Genomic DNA, 21,886 nt, shown 5'->3' with positions numbered 1-21,886 from the left:
AGGGCGCGCGCCCTTTCCAAGGCCGAAGATACAGGACTCGCAACATGTCTAAAATTTTTGATTTCGTAAAACCAGGCGTAATCACTGGTGATGACGTACAGAAAGTTTTCCAGGTAGCTAAAGAAAACAACTTTGCTCTGCCAGCTGTTAACTGCGTTGGTACCGACTCCATCAACGCCGTACTGGAAACCGCTGCAAAAGTTAAAGCGCCGGTAATCGTACAGTTCTCCAACGGTGGTGCTTCTTTCATCGCGGGTAAAGGCGTGAAGTCCGACGTTCCTCAGGGTGCTGCAATCCTGGGTGCTATCTCTGGCGCACATCACGTTCACCAGATGGCTGAACACTACGGTGTTCCGGTTATCCTGCACACTGACCACTGCGCGAAGAAACTGCTGCCGTGGATCGACGGTCTGCTGGACGCGGGTGAAAAACACTTCGCAGCAACCGGCAAACCGCTGTTCTCTTCTCACATGATCGACCTGTCTGAAGAGTCTCTGGAAGAGAACATCGAAATCTGCTCCAAATACCTGGCGCGCATGTCCAAAATGGGCATGACTCTGGAAATCGAACTGGGTTGCACCGGTGGCGAAGAAGATGGCGTGGACAACAGCCACATGGACGCTTCTGCACTGTACACCCAGCCGGAAGACGTTGATTACGCATACACCGAGCTGAGCAAAATCAGCCCGCGTTTCACCATCGCAGCTTCCTTCGGTAACGTACACGGCGTTTACAAGCCGGGTAACGTCGTTCTGACCCCGACCATCCTGCGCGACTCTCAGGACTATGTTTCTAAGAAACATAACCTGCCGCACAACAGCCTGAACTTCGTCTTCCACGGCGGTTCCGGTTCTACTGCTCAGGAAATCAAAGACTCCGTAAGCTACGGCGTAGTGAAAATGAACATCGATACCGATACCCAATGGGCTACCTGGGAAGGCGTTCTGAACTACTACAAAGCAAACGAAGCTTACCTGCAGGGCCAGTTGGGTAACCCGAAAGGCGAAGATCAGCCGAACAAGAAATACTACGATCCGCGCGTATGGCTGCGTGCTGGTCAGGCAACCATGATCACCCGTCTGGAACAGGCTTTCAAAGAACTGAACGCGGTTGACGTTCTGTAATTTACGCCGTTCCACGTGACATGAGGCCCGCAAATGCGGGCCTTTTTTATTGCTATGTCAACGTTCTGCTGGCAGAGAATTCTGTGATCTGTTTGGCAAAATCCAGGTTTATTGTTTACCCTTGTCAGGTTGCCAGTCCCGTTAGGGCGGCTTTATTTCTCCCGTTTGGGTAAGCAAAAAAGGAATATTGAATGGAAGATTTGAATGTTGTCGACAGCATAAACGGTGCGGGCACCTGGCTGGTGCGCAACCAGGAACTGCTGTTGAGCTATGCCGTCAACATCGTTGCGGCCATCGCGATTGTCATTATCGGTATGATCGTGGCGCGCATTGTATCAAATACCGTTAACCGCCTGATGCTGGCGCGTAAAATTGATGCCACTGTTGCCGACTTCCTCTCTGCACTGGTGCGTTACGGTATTATCGCTTTCACGCTGATTGCCGCTCTGGGCCGCGTTGGGGTGCAAACAGCCTCCGTGATCGCCGTTCTCGGTGCCGCAGGTTTAGCCGTCGGTCTGGCGCTGCAAGGTTCGCTGTCCAACCTCGCCGCAGGTGTCCTGCTGGTAATGTTCCGTCCGTTCCGTGCGGGTGAGTATGTCGATCTCGGCGGCGTAGCGGGAACCGTGCTCAACGTGCAGATTTTCTCCACCACCATGCGTACCGTTGACGGTAAGATTGTAGTGATCCCGAACGGTAAAATTATTGCCGGGAACATCATTAACTTCTCTCGTGAGCCGGTTCGTCGTAACGAATTTATTATCGGCGTGGCTTACGACTCCGATATCGATCAGGTGAAAAAAATCCTCACTGATATCATTCAGTCGGAAGATCGCATTCTTAAAGACCGTGAAATGACGGTACGCCTGAATGAGCTGGGGGCTTCCTCAATTAATTTTGTGGTACGCGTCTGGAGCAACAGCAGCGACCTGCAAAGCGTCTACTGGGACGTACTGGAGCGTATTAAGCGCGAGTTCGATGCCAACGGCATCAGCTTCCCGTATCCGCAGATGGATGTGAACTTCAAGCGTGTGAAAGAGCGCGCGGCAGAGTAATTACGCACCCGGAGGCGCTTTTGCTTTCCGGGCCGATAAAAACTTTCTTTCCATTAATTTCCCTAATCTGCGATTAAAATTATCCATTTCCGCTAATGTTTTCCCCGCGCTATAGTCTGCTCCTAAGAGAAACAGTTCGGGATGATTAACGTGTTATCGTATTACTTTCAAGGGCTTGCACTTGGTGCGGCCATGATTCTTCCGCTTGGTCCGCAAAACGCCTTCGTGATGAACCAGGGCATTCGCCGCCAGTATCACATCATGATTGCTTTACTCTGTGCTATCAGCGATTTAGTGCTGATTTGTGCGGGGATCTTTGGCGGTAGCGCCTTGTTGATGCAGTCACCATGGCTGATGGCGCTGGTCACCTGGGGTGGGGTGGCTTTTTTACTCTGGTACGGTTTCGGGGCGTTAAAAACGGCGATGAGCAGTAATCTGGAACTGGCCAGTGCCGAGGTGATGAAGCAGGGGCGCTGGAAAATCATCGCCACCATGCTGGCGGTGACATGGCTCAATCCCCATGTTTACCTGGATACCTTTGTGGTGCTGGGGAGTCTGGGGGGGCAACTGGACGTTGAGCCGAAGCGCTGGTTTGCGCTGGGAACCGTCAGCGCTTCGTTCCTGTGGTTCTTCGGTCTGGCATTGTTGGCGGCCTGGCTGGCTCCGCGTCTGCGCACTGCTAAAGCGCAGCGCATCATCAATACGCTGGTAGGATTAGTGATGTGGTTTATTGCTTTTCAACTGGCAAAAGAAGGTGTTGCGCACGTTCATGCGTTGTTCAACTAAGTGTTGTCTGATGGACAACGCAGCGAGATCGTCTAAGCTTGCCTGCATGTGCCCTGAGTTTCGGGGTAATTATTGAAACATGGAGGAACGACCGTGAAGTTCAAAATAATGGCCCTGGCGGCATTAGTCGGATTCAGCGCACTATCGGTACAGGCAAATGAGTTGCCAAATGGACCGCACATCGTGACTTCCGGAACAGCGAGCGTGGATGCGACACCAGACATCGCTACGCTGGCAATTGAAGTGAACGTTGCTGCCAAGGATGCGGCTTCAGCGAAGAAGCAGGCCGATGAGCGCGTGGCGCAATATCTGTCCTTCCTTGAACAGAACCAGATAGCGAAGAAAGACATTAGCGCTGCAAACCTGCGTACCCAGCCGGATTACGACTACCAGAACGGTAAAAGTATCCTCAAAGGGTATCGTGCGGTGCGCACCGTTGAAGTCACGCTGCGCCAGCTGGACAAACTTAACGCTCTGCTCGATGGCGCGCTGAAGGCTGGTCTGAATGAGATCCGTTCGGTATCGCTTGGTGTTGCCCAACCGGATGCTTACAAAGATAAAGCGCGTAAAGCGGCAATTGATGATGCTATTCATCAGGCAGAACAACTGGCTGCGGGCTTCAATAGCAAACTTGGCCCGGTGTACAGCGTGCGCTACCACGTTTCCAATTATCAGCCGAGCCCGATGGTACGGATGATGAAAGCCGATGCCGCACCTGCTGCTTCTGCTCAGGAAACCTACGAACAGCCGGTTATTCAGTTTGACGATCAGGTTGATGTCGTCTTCCAGATTGAGCCGACGGCGGGGCAATCAGCTGCAACGCCAGCCAAAACTCAGTAATTGTTGCAGACCCGGCTTTCCAGCCGGGTTTTTTCTGTGAGCAACTGTAAAAATGAGACTTCACATCCGGTCTTTTTTTTCGCCGTAATGAGGATAGGCCATAGCGATTTTTAAGGGGACGCTATGGATATTTTTATCTCGAAAAAGATGCGTAATTTCATTCTGCTGGCGCAAACCAATAACATCGCCAGAGCGGCAGAAAAAATACATATGACCGCATCGCCCTTCGGTAAAAGCATTGCTGCACTGGAAGATCAAATCGGCTATACGTTGTTTACCCGCAAAGATAACAACATCAGCCTGAATAAAGCAGGACAAGAGCTGTATCAGAAGCTGTTTCCCGTTTATCAGCGCCTCTCTGCCATTGATAACGAAATCCATAACGCCTCTCGCTGCTCGCGGGAAATTGTTATCGGCATCGACAATACCTACCCAACGATTATTTTTGACCAGTTGATTAGCCTTGGTGACAAGTATGACGGTGTGACGGCTCAGGCCGTTGAATTCAGCGAGAATGGGGTGATTGATAACCTGTTCGATCGCAAACTGGATTTTATTATCTCGCCGCAGCACGTTTCCCCCCGCGTGCAGGAGCTGGAAAATTTGGCGATCAGCGAACTGCCTCCGCTGCGTTTGGGGTTTCTCGTTTCCCGGCGCTATGAAGAAAAACAGCCGCAGGATCTGCTGCGCGAGCTGCCCTGGCTGCAAATGCGCTTCCAGAATCGCGCCAACTTTGAGGCGATGCTGGATGCATACATGCGACCCTGCGGGATCAACCCGACGATTATCTATCGTCCGTACAGCTTTATGGCCAAGATTAGCGCGGTGGAGCGCGGGCAGTTTTTGACGGTGATCCCTCACTTCGCCTGGCGGCTGGTGAACCCGTCGACGCTGAAATATTTCGACGCGCCCGGCAGTCCCATGTATATGCAGGAGTTTCTCTATTCGCTGAAAAATCATCGCTATACCGCCACCATGCTCCAGCATATTGCTGAAGATCGTGACGGTAGTGCAAGTTAACCTAGCATCGAGCCTGTTTCGAGAAGGTTGCGATGTAGATCGAACGCATGGCTGAGATCGTGATGGATATGCCCGCCGGGCGCTTTCTCCAGATAGCGGTGCAAGTAATCTCTGTAAAGCGGATGCGCACAGTTATTGATAATTGTGTGCGCCCGCTGCATCGGAGATAACCCACGCAGATCGGCAATCCCTTGTTCGGTCACGATCACTTTAACGCTATGTTCGCTGTGGTCGACATGGCTGCACATCGGTACGATGGTTGAGATTTTCCCGCCTTTGGCAATCGACGGCGCCATAAAGATAGACAGGTAGGCGTTGCGCTCGAAATCTCCGCTGCCGCCGATGCCGTTCATCAGGTTCACCCCCGCAACGTGCGTGGAATTGGCATGACCGTAGATATCAAACTCCAGACCGACGTTGAGCGCAATGACTCCCAGCCGACGAATGATTTCCGGATTATTGGAGATCTCCTGCGGGCGCAACACTATCCGGCTGGCGAAGAAGTCCATGTTGTCGTAAATCTTCTGTAGCGACGGGGCTGAAATGGTCAGGCTGGAGGCGCTGGCACCAGTTATCTTGCCCGTTTCCAGCAGATGCACCACCGACTCCTGCAACACCTCCGAATACATCATAAAGGGCGGGATATCCGGGTTCTCGCCCAGTCGAGCCATTACCGCGTTGTTGATATTGCCCACCCCGCTTTGTAAGGGCAGAAACTCAGCTGGAATGCGTTTGTGCGCCATTTCTGCCAGCAGAAAAGAGACTACGTTATCGGCAATTTGTTGGCTGACCGGATTGGTTTTATCCGATGCATTTCCTGCATCGGGCAGTTCGGTATCCACCACCGCAACCACCTTTTTGGGGTCTATCTGTACGCACTGACTGCCTACGCGATCCATGGTATGAAAAATGGGTACGCTGTTACGCCGCGGCGGCGCACCGGGTATCACGATGTCGGCAAACTCCGCCACACGCGGATTATGGTAATGATTCAATTCAATGATCACTTTTTTCGCCCGCAGCAGCCAGGTGGGGGCATTACCGATACCGCTGGACAGCCAAATCCGGCCATCCGGCGCGATGGCTGAGGCTTCAATGACGGCAACATCGATCTCGCCAAAAAAGCCGTAATTAACCATTTGCGCCACTTCGCTCAAATGGAGATCGACAAACCTCACCTGGCCCTGATTAATTTTCTCGCGCAGGCCCGATGACGTTTGATAAGGCGCACGCCAGGAAACGGCATCCGCCGCGGATAGTACATCATCAGCGGCGGCGCCAATTGATGCTCCGGTCAGCAGGCGGATCTGAAAAGGCTGTCCGTTCTGATGCTGTTCGCAGGCGCGTTGGGCAATTGCGGTGGGTAACGCTTTTGGCGAACCCGCGGGGGTAAAGCCGCTAAACGCCACCATATCATCGTGCTGGATAATTTCTGCCGCCTTTTCGGCGCTCATCCGTTTCATGGCCGTCTCCTTCCTCAGACGTGATTAATGGCCGACAAAATTAGGTTTACGTTTTTCCATAAACGCGTTCATCCCTTCCTGATAATCCTCGCTGTCGTACACCGCGCGGCGCATGCCCTGAATGCGCTCGAACTCATCGGAATTCATGGTGTGCGCTTCACCCAGTACGCGCAGCTCTTCTTTAATGACAGCGATCGCCAGCGGCGCTTTCTCCGAGATGTGGTGCGCCATTTGCAGAGTGAAATCCTCCAGTTCGTCTACAGGAACCACATGGTTGAGGATCCCGACGGCCATCGCACGCTGAGCGGTGATAGGTGAGGCGGTAAAGATCAGCTCTTTCACGATGTGAAAACCGGCGTCGCGAGTCAGGTTGTGGATGCCGACTAGGTTATACGGCACGCCGAGGTTGACCGGGGTCATCGAGAAGGTGGATGTTTCAGCGGCGATGATCAGATCGGAACTCATGATCATCTCAAATGCGCCGCCCCAGACGCTGCCTTCAACCATAGAGATCACCGGTTTTGGATATTTTTGGATCATGCGGGTTATCTGACGCAGCGGATCGTCATAGGAGAGCGGATCGCGACGTCCGGTCGGGAGTTCATGAATATCATGCCCGGCAGAGAAAACTTTGGCTCCACTCGGAGCGCGCAGAATGATGCAGCGAATGTCCGCACGATTGAGATCGCTCAGCGCCTGCATCAGATCGTCAATAAACACTTTACTCAGGGCATTGAGCTTGCGGGCGTAATTGAACTCAATAACCGCGACTTTCTGGATGATGACCACGTTGACGTATTGATAAGACATAATGTTCTCTTTATTGAAAGTAATGATGCTGGATAAATTCGCTGATGTGCCGCAGACCGGTGCGCGGCGACAGATCGTTATTTTTGACGGCCTGTAGCGTCTGCTGGAAATAGCGGTCGAAATCAGTCCGCGCAAACAGCAGATGTAGGGCTTCTTCTTCAGCCTGCTGGTGTAACCAGTCCACCGCCTGCTGCTGGCGGACTTTTTCCAGTCGACCGCTGGCGGTAAGGCACGTTTTAAAGTCGGTTATCGCCTGCCAGACCTCCTCAATACCGCGTTTTTCCAGGGCGCTACAGGTCAGAACCAGCGGCTGCCACTCGTCATATTTACGGCGCAGAATATGCAGGGCGGATTCGTACATATGGCGGGCGATGGCCACGCTGGCATGGTTCTCGCCGTCGTCCTTATTGATGACGACCAGATCCGCCATTTCCATCAGACCTTTTTTGATGCCTTGCAAATCGTCGCCACCGCCGGCAATTTGCAGTGAGATAAAGCAATCCACCATGCCTGCGACTTCGGTTTCTGACTGCCCAACGCCGACGGTTTCTACAATCACCACGTCAAAGCCAGCCGCTTCGCAAAGCAGCATTAATTCGCGGGCGCGCTGGCTGGCTCCGCCTAAATGACCGCTGGAAGGGACCGGGCGAATAAACGCAGATTCGGCGCGAGACAGCTCCGTCATGCGGGTTTTATCGCCAAGAATGCTGCCGCCGCTAACCGGGCTGCTGGGATCGACGGCGATCACCGCCACCCGTAATCCGTGACGGATTAACAGCATGCCGAATGCTTCCAGAAAGGTGCTTTTGCCCGCGCCCGGCGTACCGGTTATCCCCAAACGCAGGGCGTTACCGGTGAACGGCATAATTGCGTCCAGCAACTGCGTACTCAGCGGCTGGTGGCGCGGGTGGCTGCTTTCGACCAGCGTCATGGCCTGGGCGAGCGTTGCCCGTTCGCCAAGTCGCAAGCGACGGACGGTATCCTCAAGCGTGGCGGCGTTAATCATGATGCTGACTGATACGGGTTAGCACATCGCGGACGCTGTCGAGCATTGGCGTGCCGGGGCCATAAATGGCTGCCACGCCATGCTCGTGCAGGAAGGCGTAATCCTGTGGCGGAATAACGCCTCCTGCTACCACGCAGATATCTTCACGCCCCCATTTTTTGAGCGCGGTAACCAGTTCCGGGATCAGCGTTTTATGACCCGCCGCCAGTGACGATGCGCCTATTACATGCACATCGTTTTCTACCGCCAGACGGGCGATCTCTTCTGGTGTGGAGAACATCGGACTGAGATCGACATCGAAGCCGAGATCGGAGTAGGCGCTGGCGATCACTTTCGCGCCGCGATCGTGACCATCCTGGCCCATCTTGGCGATCAGAATCCTCGGTCGGCGACCATTTTCCGCGAGGAACTGTTCGGTTTGCGCAACGATGGCGTCGAACTCATCGGCGGATTTGTCGGACTGGTGATAGCTTTGCGCAATCACGCCGGTGACGCACTGGCTGGGAACCAGATAGCGGTCAAAAGCGGTTTCCAGTGCGTCGGAGATCTCACCGAGCGTGGCGCGAACGCGGGCGGCGTTAACGGCGGCGGCCAGTAGATTTTCATTATGCTGCGCGGCGTGGGTCAGCGCCGCGAGCGCGGCATTGACGGCATCTGTGTCGCGAGTTGCGCGGATATGCTGCAACGAGGCAATTTGCTCGTTGCGTACCTTCACGTTGTCGATTTCCAGTACCGACGTTTCGTCTTCTTTATCCAGCTTGTACTTATTCACGCCGACGATAACGCGTTTACCCTGGTCGATCAGCGACTGCTCGCGCGCGGAAGCTTCTTCGATCATCCGTTTAGGGAGCCCGGCTTCGATCGCTTTCGCCATGCCGCCTGCCTCATCAATTTGTTTGATGATCGTGCGCGCTTGCTTCACGATTTGATCGGTGAGCGACTCGACGTAATACGATCCGGCCAGCGGATCGACGGTGCGGCAGATCTCTGACTCTTCCTGAATGATGATCTGTGTATTACGTGCGATGCGGGCGGAGAAATCGGTGGGTAGCCCGAGCGCCTCATCAAAGGCGTTGGTATGCAGAGACTGGGTGCCGCCAAGCGTAGCGCCGAGCGCTTCAATGGTCGTGCGGATCACGTTGTTGTAAGGATCCTGCTCGGTCAGACTCCAGCCGGAGGTCTGGCAGTGGGTACGCAGAGCGAGAGATTTCGGGTTGTTTGCGCCAAAACCGCTGACTGCTTCACTCCACAAATAGCGAGCCGCGCGCAGCATGGCGACGTTCATAAACAGATCCATGCCGATGCCGAAGAAGAATGACAGGCGCGGCGCGAAATCATCAATTTTCAGCCCGGCAGACAGCGCGGCTTTGATGTACTCAATGCCGTCAGCCAGCGTAAACGCCACCTGCTGGACGCAGTTCGCCCCGGCTTCCCCCATGTGATAACCGCTGATACTGATGGTGTTATAGCGCGGCATATTGGCGGAACACCAGGCGATGATGTCGGCGATGATGCGCATTGAAGGTTTTGGCGGGTAAATGTAGGTGTTGCGGCACAGGTACTCTTTCAGAATATCGTTCTGAATGGTCCCGGTGAGTTGCTCCGGCGTTACGCCTTGTTCTTCTGCAGCCACGATATAAAACGCCAGTACCGGCAGCACCGCGCCGTTCATGGTCATTGATACCGACATCTTATCCAGCGGAATTTGGTCGAACAGCACCTTCATATCTTCGACAGTATCGATCGCCACGCCCGCTTTGCCGACGTCACCTGCCACGCGCGGGTTGTCAGAGTCATAGCCGCGATGGGTGGCAAGGTCAAAGGCGACGGAAAGTCCTTTTTGCCCGGCGGCGAGGTTGCGGCGGTAAAAGGCGTTGGACTCTTTAGCGGTAGAGAAACCAGCGTACTGGCGAATGGTCCACGGCTGCGCGGTATACATGGTGGCGCGCGGGCCACGCACGTAAGGCGGTAGGCCGGGAAGAGTGCCCGTGACTTCCAGATTATCGAGGTCCGCTTCAGTGTATAGCGGCTTGATGGCAATTCCTTCCGCCGTCTGTCTTTCCAGCGATTCGACGGTTTTTTCCCGTCGACTGAGTTCTTTATTAGCGAGTGTTTGCCACTCCTGCACATTTGCCATTTTTTGCTCCGTATTACGCAATAAGTTGAATCTTTGCGGATACGGTGAGCTTTTTCATTTGGCTTGTCGCCAGCAAAAAATAGCCAACAGGGCGTCGTTTTTTGCCGCATGGCATGTTTTATTTTGTGATGTATTTCAAAGACGTGGCGGGAATAGCATGAAAAGAGGGTAAGGATTGTCGGCCGGATAAGGCGTTACGCCACCATCCGGCACTCTGGAGCAATAAACGGTTTAATCCTGACGCAACACCTTGTGCCCGTATTCCAGCAGCGCGTCGGTAACGTTGCGCATCATGCGGCTTTCCGGTGCAAAACGGTGCCAGTACAGCATCCGACGCTGGAACAGACCTGGCGTTAAATCGATCAGCTCGCCGCTTTCCAGCTCTTTCTCAATCTGTAAGTGCGGGATCATGCAGCAGGTGGTGCCCTGACGTGCCAACTGGACGAAGGCTTCAGAAGAGTTAACGATGTGGCACGGCACGCTTCCCGGCGGCAGGTCGAAGTTTTGTTGCAGGAACGCCTGATGCATATCATCAAGATGGTCAAACGCTACCGCCGGGGCTTTCAGCAGGGCGGAGCGGGTGACGCCGTTAGGGAAATAACGCTCGGCGAAAGGTTTGGAGCCAACAAACAGGTAGTCCAGCGCGCCGAGTTTATCCACCAGACAGCTTGGCAGCGCCTGATGTTGGATACTCACAGCCCCGACCACTTCACCACGACGCAGACGTTCCTGGGTGCGCGTTTCATCCTCAACCTGCAGGTTCAGCCGAATCGGTGAATTGGCCAGTACCGGGGCTAACGCCGGAAGCAACCAGGTCGCCAGACTGTCGGCGTTCACTGCCAGTGAGAGCAGCAGTGGCGTCGATCCGGTTTGTTCATCACCCAGCCACTCGTCTTCCAGCAGTTCAACCTGACGCAAAAGCGCCAGTAGTTTCTGCCCCTGTTCGGTTGGGCGTGGTGGTACGGTACGCACCAGCAGCGGTTGTCCGAACATATTCTCAAGCTGTTTTATGCGCTGTGAAACCGCGGATTGCGTGATGCACAGCTTTTGCGCCGCGCGCTCAAATCCTCGTTCACGAATAACCGCATCCAGTGCTTGTAGTGTTCTGTAGTCCGGACGTTTCATTGCTTTGACGCACTCCTGAAAATTTTGCTTGTTCTGCACTATGACACAAATTTAGGTTGGGTAAAGACGAAATCCGCCGCTTGCGAGCGGGTGTGGGGACATTTTTCTGCACAATGTTCTATAATGCGCGTGAATTTTCCCACCATATTCACACCACAGGCGAAACGATCATGACGCAGGATGAACTGAAAAAAGCAGTAGGATGGGCGGCACTTCAGTATGTACAGCCCGGTACCATTGTGGGCGTAGGTACAGGTTCAACAGCCGCACACTTTATTGATGCGCTGGGCACAATGAAAGGTCAGATTGAAGGTGCGGTATCCAGTTCGGACGCTTCAACCGAAAAACTCAAAAGCCTTGGCATCCACGTGTTCGATCTTAACGAAGTTGATAGTCTCGGCGTATACGTTGACGGCGCGGATGAAATCAACGGCCACATGCAGATGATCAAGGGCGGCGGTGCAGCGTTGACCCGTGAAAAAATCATTGCTTCTGTGGCGAAGAAATTTATCTGCATCGCGGATGCGTCCAAAGAAGTCGACATTCTCGGCAACTTCCCGCTGCCGGTTGAAGTGATCCCAATGGCGCGCAGCGCTGTGGCTCGCCAGTTGGTGAAGCTGGGCGGTCGTCCTGAATACCGTCAGGGCGTAGTGACGGACAACGGCAACGTGATCCTTGATGTACATGGTCTGGAGATCCTTGACGCCGTGGCCATGGAAAACGCCATCAATGCGATTCCGGGCGTGGTAACCGTCGGTCTGTTTGCCAACCGTGGTGCGGATGTCGCGCTGATCGGTACCCCAGACGGCGTGAAAACTATCGTAAAATGATCTGATGGGAGTGTCTTCTCCCGTTAAAAAAATTTTGGCAGGGCAAATTTGGTGACTTGTGTCACGTTTATAATATTGTCCTGCCGATCTCTCCAAAGAAAAAGTTATCGCCAGTATTTTCCTCTGACATTTCTCTCTGAATGACATTTCTTCAGCACGGCGACGCAAACGTTCATATTGCCGCAATATTATTTTTTGATATGTTGAAGAGGCGGATGAAAATCCCACACACAACACATCAGTTTGAACAAAAAAAGACAGGGTCGGGGAAATGGCAAAGGTATCACTGGAGAAAGATAAGATTAAATTTCTGCTGGTAGAAGGCGTGCATCAAAAAGCACTCGAAAGCCTTCGTGCAGCAGGTTATACCAACATCGAGTTTCACAAAGGCGCTCTGGACACTGAACAACTGAAAGAGTCCATCCGTGATGCCCACTTCATTGGCCTGCGATCCCGTACCCATCTGACTGAAGATGTGATTGACGCCGCAGAGAAACTGGTCGCGATTGGCTGCTTCTGTATCGGCACCAACCAGGTTGATCTGACCGCTGCGGCAAAGCGCGGGATCCCCGTGTTTAACGCGCCATTCTCTAACACGCGTTCCGTTGCGGAACTGGTGATTGGCGAACTGCTTCTCCTGCTACGCGGTGTACCCGAAGCGAACGCCAAAGCACACCGCGGCGTGTGGAACAAACTGGCTACCGGCTCCTTTGAAGCGCGTGGCAAAAAACTGGGGATCATCGGTTACGGCCACATTGGTACTCAGCTAGGCATTCTGGCGGAATCGCTGGGGATGCATGTCTATTTCTATGATATTGAAAATAAACTCCCACTCGGCAACGCCACGCAGGTGCAGCATCTTTCCGACCTGCTCAATATGAGCGACGTGGTCAGTTTGCACGTACCGGAAAATGCCTCCACCAAAAATCTGATGGGCGCGCGTGAGATTGCGTTGATGAAACCAGGCGCGCTGCTGATTAACGCCGCACGTGGTACGGTTGTTGATATTCCTGCGCTGTGCGACGCGTTAGCGACCAAGCACCTGGCAGGGGCGGCAATCGACGTATTCCCAACCGAGCCGGCAACCAACAGCGATCCTTTCACTTCGCCGCTGTGTGATTTCGACAACGTGATCCTGACGCCGCACATTGGTGGTTCAACGCTGGAAGCGCAGGAAAACATCGGTCTGGAAGTGGCTGGGAAACTGACCAAGTATTCCGATAACGGCTCTACGCTGTCTGCAGTTAACTTCCCGGAAGTTTCGCTGCCGCTACACGGCGGTCGTCGTCTGATGCACATTCACGAAAACCGTCCGGGCGTACTGACCGCGCTGAACCAGATTTTTGCCGAGCAGGGCGTCAACATTGCCGCACAGTATCTGCAGACTTCCGCACAGGTAGGTTACGTGGTTATTGATATTGAAGCGGATGAAGATGTGGCGGAGAAAGCGCTGCAGGCGATGAAAGCTCTTCCGGGAACCATTCGCGCTCGTCTGCTGTACTGATTTCCTCTACATGGGCAGGCAGTTGACCTGCCCATCTTTCCTCTGATTATCCTGCCTTACTATCTCTTTGTGTAACGCATACATTCCGTTTTCGATCTTTGCCGCAATTGGTAATTAAAGGCTGCGCTCTGCGTTGTACATCAATAAAAGGAATTTACGATAGGGGCTCAGCATCGTGCTGAAACGGGAAAGCCCCTACCGAAGCAGGGGCTTTAAAAAGGAAAGGGACGATGATGAGATACGTCATCATGCTGCTGATCCTGTTAATCATCGCTTCGCCAGCATATTAACAGAGAGTACGCAGGAGGGAGGTTCGCCTCCCTCACCCTTCACCGAGAAAGTTAGTTTAAAAAAACGGCGCTGTCAATCGACAAAAAAGCTACCATTCCCATACTTTTGACGGCGTCACCACCGCAGGCAGCGGGATATCCCATTCTTCAACAGGCAGCTTTTCTACTCGCTGACAATCGTGCGCGTAGCCTACGGGCTGGATCTTATGCTGCTGCCAGTTTTGTAGCGTGCGGTCATAAAATCCGCCGCCCATGCCCAGGCGTTGCCCATATTCATCAAACGCCACTAGCGGCGTAATCAGTACATCCAGCTGTGACAGCGGTAATACGTCACGTACATCAAGTCGTGGTTCCTGGATCTTTAAGCGATTGGTTACCAGGTCGCTATGCGGATGATAGTGCAGGAACAGCAAATTACCGGTGCTGAAGGGATGAAGAACCGGAAGATAAACGCGCTTGCCCGCTCGCCACAGCTGATCTATTAGCGGCTGGGTATCGAGTTCGCCATCGAACGAGAGGAATACTGCCACCGTATGAGCGAGTACAACAGGGGGAAAGCTGAGCATTCGGGTCGCGGCTTGCTGACCGTATTGTCGTTGCTGTTCGGAGGTAAGCGCACGACGACGCTGCCGAATCAGTTGACGAATTTCTTGCCGGGATAAAGGGAGTTCAGAAAGTAATGTCATGGCTGTTGCCAGGTAGAAGGGAATCTCCGAGATGCCGCCGCAGGCTGTAACCCTTGAACCCTTGGTTCAAGGTGAATGTGTCGTCACAGTTTTAAGGCTTCTCGGACGGGCCGAGCATGCTCACCAACCGTGGAGCGCCACATTCTTGTGGTATGAAATATCGGCTCAGGGGACTGGCCCGCTTGCAAACATCTCAGAGAAATTTTGTCTTCACGGTCACTCTACCACAGTAAACCGAAAAGTGTTATTCAAAGTTTTGGCCCGTTTTTTCGGTTATGCGACCCTGATCAAGCAACGCCTGTTCGATGGTCTGTTGTAGCATCCGAATACGTTGCTCCATGCTCGCCGCGTACTCACGCGTCTTCGCTTTTTCCTGAGTTAATTCATAGCTGATGTTCAACGCGGCGATGAAAACCAACTGCTCAGTATTTGTGACTCTAGTGCGAACTTTCAGATCTTGCAATCGCTGATTGAGATCGTCCGCAGCCTGATTCAACGCATCCCTTTGTTCAGGCGGGCAATTCACTCGCAGTGAACGGCCAAATATTTGGATATCGACGGGTTGTGCAGACATGCCACCTTCCTGCTGATTGACTGCGCTGCCTTCGTCTCCAGACCGTGGGTCCGCGAAGGGGCGACACTATAGCTACCCTGGTATCAAGATACAAGCCCTTTTCTGGTCCACCAGGGTCCAAAGTGGTAGCATACCATGAATATTCCTCCCTTTGATGACGAATGCTTATGTCTATACAGAACGAAATGCCTGGTTACAACGAAGTTAGCCAGTTTTTGAACCAACAAGGGGCTGGATTAACCCCGGCCGAAATGCACGGCTTGATAAGCGGAATGATTTGCGGTGGAAACAACGACAGCTCATGGCAGCCGCTGTTGCACGACCTGACGAACGAAGGTCTGGCCTTTGGTCACGAGCTGGCTCAGGCGCTGCTGAAAATGCACTCTGCCACCAGCGATGCCCTCGAAGACGACGGCTTCCTTTTTCAGCTTTATCTGCCTGAAGGGGATGACGTCAGCGTGTTCGATCGCGCTGATGCGCTGGCGGGATGGGTAAACCACTTTTTGCTGGGCCTTGGCGTCACGCAGCCGAAGCTCGACAAAGTAACCGGCGAAACCGGGGAAGCGATTGACGACCTGCGCAATATCGCGCAGTTAGGGTATGACGAAGACGAAGATCAGGAAGAGCTGGAAATGTCGCTCGAAGAGATCATCGAATACGTGCGCGTAGCCGCTTTGCTGTGTCATGACACGTTTACGCGTCAGCAGCCGACTGCGCCGGAAGTCCGTAAACCGACTCTGCACTAAGAACGAAACGCAAAGGAGAGTGTGATGAGCGAGATATCTCAGCAAGAATTCCAGCGTCGTCGCCAGGCTTTACTGGCACAAATGCAGCCCGGCAGCGCCGCGCTGATTTTTGCCGCGCCTGAAGCGACGCGCAGCGCGGACAGTGAATACCCGTACCGCCAAAGCAGTGATTTCTGGTACTTCACCGGTTTTAACGAACCTGAAGCCGTGCTGGTGTTGATTAAAAGCGATGACACTCATAACCATAGCATTTTGTTCAATCGGGTTCGCGATCTGACGGCGGAGATCTGGTTTGGTCGCCGTCTGGGCCAGGATGCTGCCCCGGCAAAACTTGGCGTTGACCGGGCGCTGGCCTTCAGTGAAATCAACCAACAGCTGCACCTGTTGCTCAATGGCCTGGACGCGGTCTACCACGCACAGGGCGAATATGCCTGGGCCGACGAGATTGTGTGCACGGCACTGAATAAACTGCGTAAAGGCTCCAGACAAAATCTGCACGCACCTGCCGCGATTATCGACTGGCGTCCAATGGTGCATGAGATGCGCCTGTTCAAATCACCGGAAGAGATTGCGGTCATGCGTCGTGCCGGAGAAATCACCGCGCTGGCGCATACCCGTGCGATGGAAAAATGCCGTCCGGGAATGTTTGAATACCAGTTAGAAGGGGAGATTCACCACGAATTTACCCGCCATGGTGCGCGTTATCCGTCCTATAACACGATTGTCGGCAGCGGTGAAAACGGCTGTATCCTGCATTACACCGAAAATGAAAGTGAAATGCGCGATGGCGATTTGGTGCTGATCGACGCTGGCTGTGAATACAAAGGCTATGCGGGCGACATTACGCGTACCTTTCCGGTAAATGGTAAATTTACCCCAGCACATCGTGAAATCTACGATATCGTGCTGGAATCCTTAGAGACCAGCCTGCGTCTGTATCGTCCCGGAACGTCCATTCAGGAAGTCACCGGCGAAGTGGTGCGCATCATGATTACGGGTCTGGTGAAACTCGGTATTTTGCACGGTGATGTCGATCAGTTGATTACCGAAAATGCACATCGCCCATTCTTTATGCATGGTCTAAGCCACTGGCTTGGGCTGGATGTGCACGACGTCGGCGTTTATGGTCAGGACCGCTCACGTATTCTTGAGCCGGGAATGGTGCTCACCGTCGAGCCGGGACTGTATATCGCGCCAGACGCCGATGTACCACCGGCTTATCGTGGTATCGGCATTCGTATTGAGGATGACATTCTCATCACCGAGGACGGCAATGAAAACCTGACCGCCAGCGTAGTGAAGAAAGCGGATGACATTGAAGCCTTAATGGCTGCGGCGCGACTGCAATGAGCGTGATTATCGTTGGTGGTGGTATGGTTGGCGCGACGCTGGCGTTGGCCATTTCTCAGCTCAGCCATGGGACTCTGCCGGTTCATCTGATAGAAGCGAGCGAACCTGAAACTGACAGCCATCCCGGGTTTGATGCCAGGGCGATCGCTCTGGCGGCAGGAACCTGCCAACAGCTGGCGCGAATTGGCGTATGGCAGGCGATTGCCGATTGCGCAACGGCCATTAAAACGGTTCACGTCAGCGATCGCGGTCATGCCGGATTTGTGACGCTGGATGCGCAGGAATACCGTATTCCGGCTCTGGGCCAGGTGGTAGAACTGCACGACGTCGGGCTGCGTCTGTTTGCGCTGCTGCGCAAAGCTCCGGGCGTCACATTGCACTGCCCCGACCGCGTAGCCAGCGTGTCGCGCACGCAGGAGCGCGTTGAAGTAACGCTGGAAAATGGCGAAATAATTGATGGTCGCCTGCTGGTGGCCGCCGACGGTACGCGCTCCGCACTGGCTACCGCCTGCGGTGTTGACTGGCTGCAACAGCCTTATGAGCAACTGGCGGTAATTGCCAACGTCACGACCTCTGTACCGCACGACGGTCGAGCGTTTGAACGCTTCACGCAATATGGTCCGCTGGCAATGCTGCCGATGTCTGACGGTCGCTGCTCGTTGGTGTGGTGCCATCCGCTGGAGCAGCGTGATGAGATTATGGCCTGGTCCGACGAACAGTTTTGCCGTGAACTACAAACCGCTTTTGGCTGGCGACTGGGACGTATTACCCAGGCCGGTAAACGCAGCGCCTACCCGCTTTCGTTAACTACAGCGCTGAAGGCGATTACCCATCGTACCGTGCTGGTAGGGAACGCCGCCCAGACGCTGCATCCCATTGCCGGGCAAGGTTTCAACCTGGGTCTGCGTGACGTAATGAGCCTGGCTGAGACGTTGACGCAGGCGGAAAACGGCGCGGAAGATGTGGGTGATTATGCGGTGCTGGCACGCTATCAGCAGCGCCGCGAAAGCGATCGTGATACGACGATTGGTGTGACCAATAATTTAGTGTATTTGTTTGCCAATCACTGGGCCCCGCTGGTTGTTGGGCGTAATGCCGGGCTGATGGCGATGGAATTATTCCCCCCTGCGCGCGATGCGCTGGCGGAGCGGACCCTGGGCTGGGTTGCGCGCTAAATATAACCTGTAGGCCGAATTAAAGAAGTAGGCCTGATAAGCGCAGCGCCATCAGGCAATGTCGCGGAATTGATGCCGGATGGCGGCTTTGCCTTATCCGGCCTACGGTTTTTGATTGTCCTATTTTCAGGAGCAAACAGTGCAAAGTGTTGATGTAGCAATTGTTGGTGGCGGCATGGTAGGACTGGCGGTTGCCTGCGGCTTACAGGGCAGCGGGTTGCGCGTTGCTGTATTAGAACAACATGTTCCGCAGCCGTTGGCGGCGGATGCACCTCCTCAGCTTCGTGTTTCGGCCATTAATGCCGCCAGCGAAAAACTGCTTACCCGTCTTGGCGTCTGGTCCGACATTGTTGCCCGTCGCGCTTGCTGCTACCACGGCATGGAAGTCTGGGACAAAGACAGCTTTGGGCGTATTGCGTTTGATGACCAGAGCATGGGCTACAGCCATTTGGGGCACATTGTCGAAAACTCAGAGATTCATTATGCGCTGTGGCAAAAGGCGCAGCGTTCAGCGGATATTACGCTGATGGCACCCGCTGAATTACAGCAGGTGGCCTGGGGTGAGAACGAAGCATTTCTGACCCTGAAAGATGGTGCGATGCTGACGGCTCGTCTGGTCGTCGGTGCTGATGGTGCTAACTCCTGGCTGCGCAACAAAGCGGATATTCCGCTCACCTTCTGGGATTATCGTCATCATGCGCTGGTGGCGACTATCCGTACGCAGGAAGCGCACGGTGCAGTTGCGCGTCAGGCGTTTCACGGCGAGGGGATCCTGGCATTCCTGCCGCTCAGCGATCCACACCTGTGTTCTATCGTCTGGTCGCTCTCGCCGCAGGAAGCAGAACGTATGCAGCAGGCAAGCGTTGACGAGTTTAATCAGGCGCTGAATATCGCTTTTGATAATCGTCTGGGGCTGTGCAGCCTTGAAAGCGAACGCCAGGCATTTCCGCTGACGGGACGTTATGCCCGTCAGTTCGCCGCCCATCGTCTGGCGCTGGTGGGGGATGCGGCGCATACCATCCACCCGCTGGCGGGTCAGGGGGTTAACCTTGGCTTTATGGATGCGGCGGAGCTGATCGATGAACTTAAGCGGCTACAGCGTCAGGGTAAAGATATTGGTCAGTATCTTTATTTACGCCGCTACGAACGCAGCCGTAAGCACAGCGCAGCGCTGATGCTGGCAGGGATGCAGGGTTTCCGTGAACTGTTTGCAGGCGAGAATCCGGCGAAAAAACTGCTACGCGATATTGGGCTGAAACTGGCCGATACCCTCCCGGGCGTAAAACCACAACTCATCCGTCAGGCGATGGGACTGAACGATCTTCCCGAGTGGTTACGTTAGTGTCCGTAAGGACAATCTTAAGAGTTTGAGACCCGTCACACTTTCCTCTCCCGGCCTGCGCGCCGGGGTGCTTCTCTCATTTGAAATAATCTAATTCCACGCCTTTTTTCGCATTAGTTTTTTTAATATCACGTTTTTTTCATAACGCCATTTTTGACATTTTTTCCACATTTAATGTGGATTGGTGCTGTAGGTTTGCGCTTATCTTTGTTTTTTATTCTGATTTATTACTATGTACATGGAGTTTTATTCTGTTGGCGATCTGGCTGTTTTTCGCCATAAGCTAATGTGATGGTTAATTTTGACTTATGGTTTAGCGTCTGTTTCGGTGGTAAGTTCAGGACAAAGAGAACGTTTGCGTCGTAGCCCCTGGAGCGGCTGCGGTGCTGGGTTTCGTGGCGAAAATTTCACCGCGAAAGAGTTGGTAGCCCCGCTTATTCAACGAGGAAAAGATGGCTCAACAGACTCCTTTGTACGAACAACACACGCTATGTGGCGCGCGCATGGTCGATTTCCATGGCTGGATGATGCCACTGCATTACGGTTCTCAGCTCGATGAACACCATGCTGTTCGCACCGATGCCGGAATGTTTGATGTGTCGCATATGACCATCGTCGACCTGCGCGGTAGCCGCACCCGGGAGTTCTTGCGTTATCTGCTGGCAAACGACGTCGCAAAGCTAACGAAGACGGGTAAAGCCCTCTACTCCGGTATGCTTAACGCTTCGGGCGGCGTGATAGATGACCTGATTGTCTACTACTTCACTGAAGATTTCTTCCGCCTCGTTGTAAACTCCGCCACCCGCGAAAAAGACCTCTCCTGGATTACCCAACACGCTGAACCTTACGCCATCGACATCACCGTTCGTGATGATCTGTCGCTGATTGCGGTACAGGGTCCAAACGCACAGGAAAAAGCAGCTACGTTGTTTACTGACGAGCAGCGTCAGGCGGTAGCAGGCATGAAGCCGTTCTTCGGCGTTCAGGCGGGCGACTTGTTTATCGCAACCACCGGTTATACCGGCGAAGCAGGTTATGAAATTGCCATGCCGAATGAAAAGGCGGCAGATTTCTGGCGTGCGCTGGTACAAGCAGGTGTCAAACCATGCGGTCTCGGCGCGCGTGACACGTTGCGTCTGGAAGCGGGCATGAACCTGTACGGTCAGGAGATGGACGAAGGCATTTCTCCACTGGCGGCCAACATGGGCTGGACCATCGCATGGGAACCAGCTGACCGCGACTTTATCGGTCGTGAAGCGTTGGAAATGCAGCGTGAAAAAGGCCACGAACAACTGGTTGGGCTGGTGATGACCGAGAAAGGCGTGCTGCGTAATGAACTGCCGGTGCGCTTCACCGATGCTTCCGGCAACCAGCAGGAAGGCATTATCACCAGCGGGACATTCTCCCCAACTCTTGGTTACAGCATCGCGTTGGCGCGTGTCCCTGCGGGTATCGGCGAAACTGCGATCGTGCAGATCCGTAACCGCGAAATGCCGGTAAAAGTGACTAAACCTGTTTTTGTGCGTAACGGCAAAGCCGTCGCGTAATTCATCCTTTTTTGGAGATTGATTGATGAGCAACGTACCTGCAGAACTGAAATACAGCAAAGAACACGAATGGCTGCGCAAAGAAGCTGACGGCTCTTACACCGTTGGTATCACCGAACACGCTCAGGAGCTGTTAGGTGACATGGTTTTCGTTGACCTGCCAGAAGTTGGCGCCACCGTCAGCGCGGGCGATGATTGTGCCGTTGCGGAGTCCGTAAAAGCGGCATCCGATATCTATGCGCCAGTAGGTGGTGAGATTGTGGCGGTTAACGACGCGCTCAGCGACTCCCCGGAACTGGTCAACAGCGAGCCGTATGCGGGCGGCTGGATTTTCAAAATCAAAGCCAGCGATGAAAGCGAAATTGAATCGCTGCTGGATGCGGCCGCATATGAAGCATTGTTAGAAGACGAGTAAATACGCTTTTGCCGGATGGCGCTGCGCTTATCCGGCCTACAAAGCATGCGTAGACCCGGTAAGC

General features: G+C 53.8%; 20 protein-coding genes and 1 other RNA gene. 13 read left to right on the top strand and 8 right to left on the bottom strand.

Going from position 1 to position 21,886, the window contains the following annotated elements:
* Positions 1 to 44: 44 nt before the first annotated feature.
* The 5 genes from fbaA to srsR all read left to right on the top strand — a co-directional run bounded on the left by fbaA (position 45) and on the right by srsR (position 4,822).
* Positions 45 to 1,124, top strand: coding sequence for a class II fructose-bisphosphate aldolase (fbaA, locus tag OGX67_RS07725; RefSeq protein WP_003027029.1), 1,080 nt, complete (start codon positions 45 to 47; stop codon positions 1,122 to 1,124).
* Between the two features lie 191 nt (positions 1,125 to 1,315).
* On the top strand, positions 1,316 to 2,176 hold the full coding sequence (locus tag OGX67_RS07720; protein WP_003027007.1) for a small-conductance mechanosensitive channel MscS: 861 nt from the start codon (positions 1,316 to 1,318) through the stop codon (positions 2,174 to 2,176).
* A 150-nt stretch (positions 2,177 to 2,326) separates the two neighbouring features.
* Positions 2,327 to 2,962 (top strand): arginine exporter ArgO, encoded by a 636-nt coding sequence (argO, locus tag OGX67_RS07715; protein ID WP_003027005.1) that lies wholly within the window; start codon positions 2,327 to 2,329, stop codon positions 2,960 to 2,962.
* Positions 2,963 to 3,055: 93 nt separating this feature from the next.
* Positions 3,056 to 3,802 (top strand): oxidative stress defense protein, encoded by a 747-nt coding sequence (locus tag OGX67_RS07710; protein ID WP_103848964.1) that lies wholly within the window; start codon positions 3,056 to 3,058, stop codon positions 3,800 to 3,802.
* A 123-nt stretch (positions 3,803 to 3,925) separates the two neighbouring features.
* On the top strand, positions 3,926 to 4,822 hold the full coding sequence (gene srsR, locus OGX67_RS07705; protein WP_257651815.1) for a LysR family transcriptional regulator SrsR: 897 nt from the start codon (positions 3,926 to 3,928) through the stop codon (positions 4,820 to 4,822).
* Here srsR and scpC read toward each other — a convergent pair.
* From scpC to argP, 5 genes are all read right to left on the bottom strand, one after another.
* The gene (gene scpC, locus OGX67_RS07700; RefSeq protein WP_257651816.1) at positions 4,819 to 6,285 is read right to left on the bottom strand and encodes a succinyl-CoA:acetate CoA-transferase ScpC; all 1,467 of its coding nucleotides are present in this window, start codon (positions 6,283 to 6,285) and stop codon (positions 4,819 to 4,821) included. The genes srsR and scpC overlap by 4 nt on opposite strands.
* Positions 6,286 to 6,309: 24 nt before the next feature.
* Positions 6,310 to 7,095, bottom strand: coding sequence for a methylmalonyl-CoA decarboxylase (scpB, locus tag OGX67_RS07695; RefSeq protein WP_003026994.1), 786 nt, complete (start codon positions 7,093 to 7,095; stop codon positions 6,310 to 6,312).
* Between the two features lie 10 nt (positions 7,096 to 7,105).
* Positions 7,106 to 8,101 carry a methylmalonyl Co-A mutase-associated GTPase MeaB gene (meaB, locus tag OGX67_RS07690; RefSeq protein WP_003838244.1) on the bottom strand — a complete coding sequence of 332 codons (996 nt, stop codon included), beginning with the start codon at positions 8,099 to 8,101 and terminating at the stop codon, positions 7,106 to 7,108.
* Positions 8,094 to 10,238, bottom strand: coding sequence for a methylmalonyl-CoA mutase (gene scpA / locus OGX67_RS07685; RefSeq protein ID WP_003838245.1), 2,145 nt, complete (start codon positions 10,236 to 10,238; stop codon positions 8,094 to 8,096). Before scpA ends, meaB begins: the two co-directional genes overlap by 8 nt.
* A 231-nt stretch (positions 10,239 to 10,469) precedes the next feature.
* Positions 10,470 to 11,363 carry a DNA-binding transcriptional regulator ArgP gene (gene argP / locus OGX67_RS07680; protein ID WP_003026988.1) on the bottom strand — a complete coding sequence of 298 codons (894 nt, stop codon included), beginning with the start codon at positions 11,361 to 11,363 and terminating at the stop codon, positions 10,470 to 10,472.
* Between the two features lie 170 nt (positions 11,364 to 11,533).
* On the opposite strand from argP, the gene rpiA reads away from it, so the two are divergent.
* Positions 11,534 to 12,193: a ribose-5-phosphate isomerase RpiA gene (gene rpiA / locus OGX67_RS07675; RefSeq protein ID WP_003026986.1), complete on the top strand. Its 660-nt coding sequence runs from the start codon at positions 11,534 to 11,536 to the stop codon at positions 12,191 to 12,193.
* 271 nt (positions 12,194 to 12,464) lie between these two features.
* The gene (gene serA / locus OGX67_RS07670) at positions 12,465 to 13,697 is read left to right on the top strand and encodes a phosphoglycerate dehydrogenase (RefSeq protein ID WP_048217182.1); all 1,233 of its coding nucleotides are present in this window, start codon (positions 12,465 to 12,467) and stop codon (positions 13,695 to 13,697) included.
* A gap of 379 nt (positions 13,698 to 14,076) precedes the next feature.
* Here the strand turns inward: serA and OGX67_RS07665 are convergent, their stop codons facing one another.
* From OGX67_RS07665 to zapA, 3 genes are all read right to left on the bottom strand, one after another.
* A complete protein-coding gene (locus OGX67_RS07665) occupies positions 14,077 to 14,673 on the bottom strand; it encodes a 5-formyltetrahydrofolate cyclo-ligase (protein ID WP_044700824.1) in 597 nt (198 codons plus the stop codon).
* Between the two features lie 19 nt (positions 14,674 to 14,692).
* Positions 14,693 to 14,876: non-coding RNA, 6S RNA (gene ssrS / locus OGX67_RS07660), on the bottom strand.
* 41 nt (positions 14,877 to 14,917) lie between these two features.
* The gene (gene zapA, locus OGX67_RS07655; protein ID WP_003026980.1) at positions 14,918 to 15,247 is read right to left on the bottom strand and encodes a cell division protein ZapA; all 330 of its coding nucleotides are present in this window, start codon (positions 15,245 to 15,247) and stop codon (positions 14,918 to 14,920) included.
* A gap of 167 nt (positions 15,248 to 15,414) precedes the next feature.
* On the opposite strand from zapA, the gene OGX67_RS07650 reads away from it, so the two are divergent.
* From OGX67_RS07650 to gcvH, 6 genes are all read left to right on the top strand, one after another.
* A complete protein-coding gene (locus OGX67_RS07650; RefSeq protein ID WP_003026978.1) occupies positions 15,415 to 15,993 on the top strand; it encodes a YecA/YgfB family protein in 579 nt (192 codons plus the stop codon).
* A 24-nt stretch (positions 15,994 to 16,017) separates the two neighbouring features.
* The gene (gene pepP, locus OGX67_RS07645; RefSeq protein WP_286526271.1) at positions 16,018 to 17,343 is read left to right on the top strand and encodes a Xaa-Pro aminopeptidase; all 1,326 of its coding nucleotides are present in this window, start codon (positions 16,018 to 16,020) and stop codon (positions 17,341 to 17,343) included.
* Positions 17,340 to 18,518, top strand: coding sequence for a 2-octaprenyl-6-methoxyphenyl hydroxylase (ubiH, locus tag OGX67_RS07640; protein WP_257651818.1), 1,179 nt, complete (start codon positions 17,340 to 17,342; stop codon positions 18,516 to 18,518). The genes pepP and ubiH overlap by 4 nt, the downstream gene beginning before the upstream one ends.
* A gap of 139 nt (positions 18,519 to 18,657) precedes the next feature.
* Complete coding sequence (ubiI, locus tag OGX67_RS07635; RefSeq protein WP_003838254.1) at positions 18,658 to 19,860, top strand: FAD-dependent 2-octaprenylphenol hydroxylase; 1,203 nt, start codon at positions 18,658 to 18,660, stop codon at positions 19,858 to 19,860.
* A 452-nt stretch (positions 19,861 to 20,312) separates the two neighbouring features.
* Positions 20,313 to 21,407, top strand: a complete 1,095-nt coding sequence (gcvT, locus tag OGX67_RS07630; protein WP_003026967.1) for a glycine cleavage system aminomethyltransferase GcvT — start codon at positions 20,313 to 20,315, stop codon at positions 21,405 to 21,407.
* A gap of 25 nt (positions 21,408 to 21,432) precedes the next feature.
* On the top strand, positions 21,433 to 21,822 hold the full coding sequence (gene gcvH / locus OGX67_RS07625; protein WP_003838257.1) for a glycine cleavage system protein GcvH: 390 nt from the start codon (positions 21,433 to 21,435) through the stop codon (positions 21,820 to 21,822).
* Positions 21,823 to 21,886: the final 64 nt, after the last annotated feature.

Source organism: Citrobacter sp. Cf118, assembly GCF_030334095.1.
Taxonomy (GTDB): Bacteria; Pseudomonadota; Gammaproteobacteria; order Enterobacterales; family Enterobacteriaceae; genus Citrobacter; species Citrobacter freundii.
Note: the sequence above shows the minus strand (reverse complement) of the source record. Positions and strands in the feature narration are given on the sequence as shown.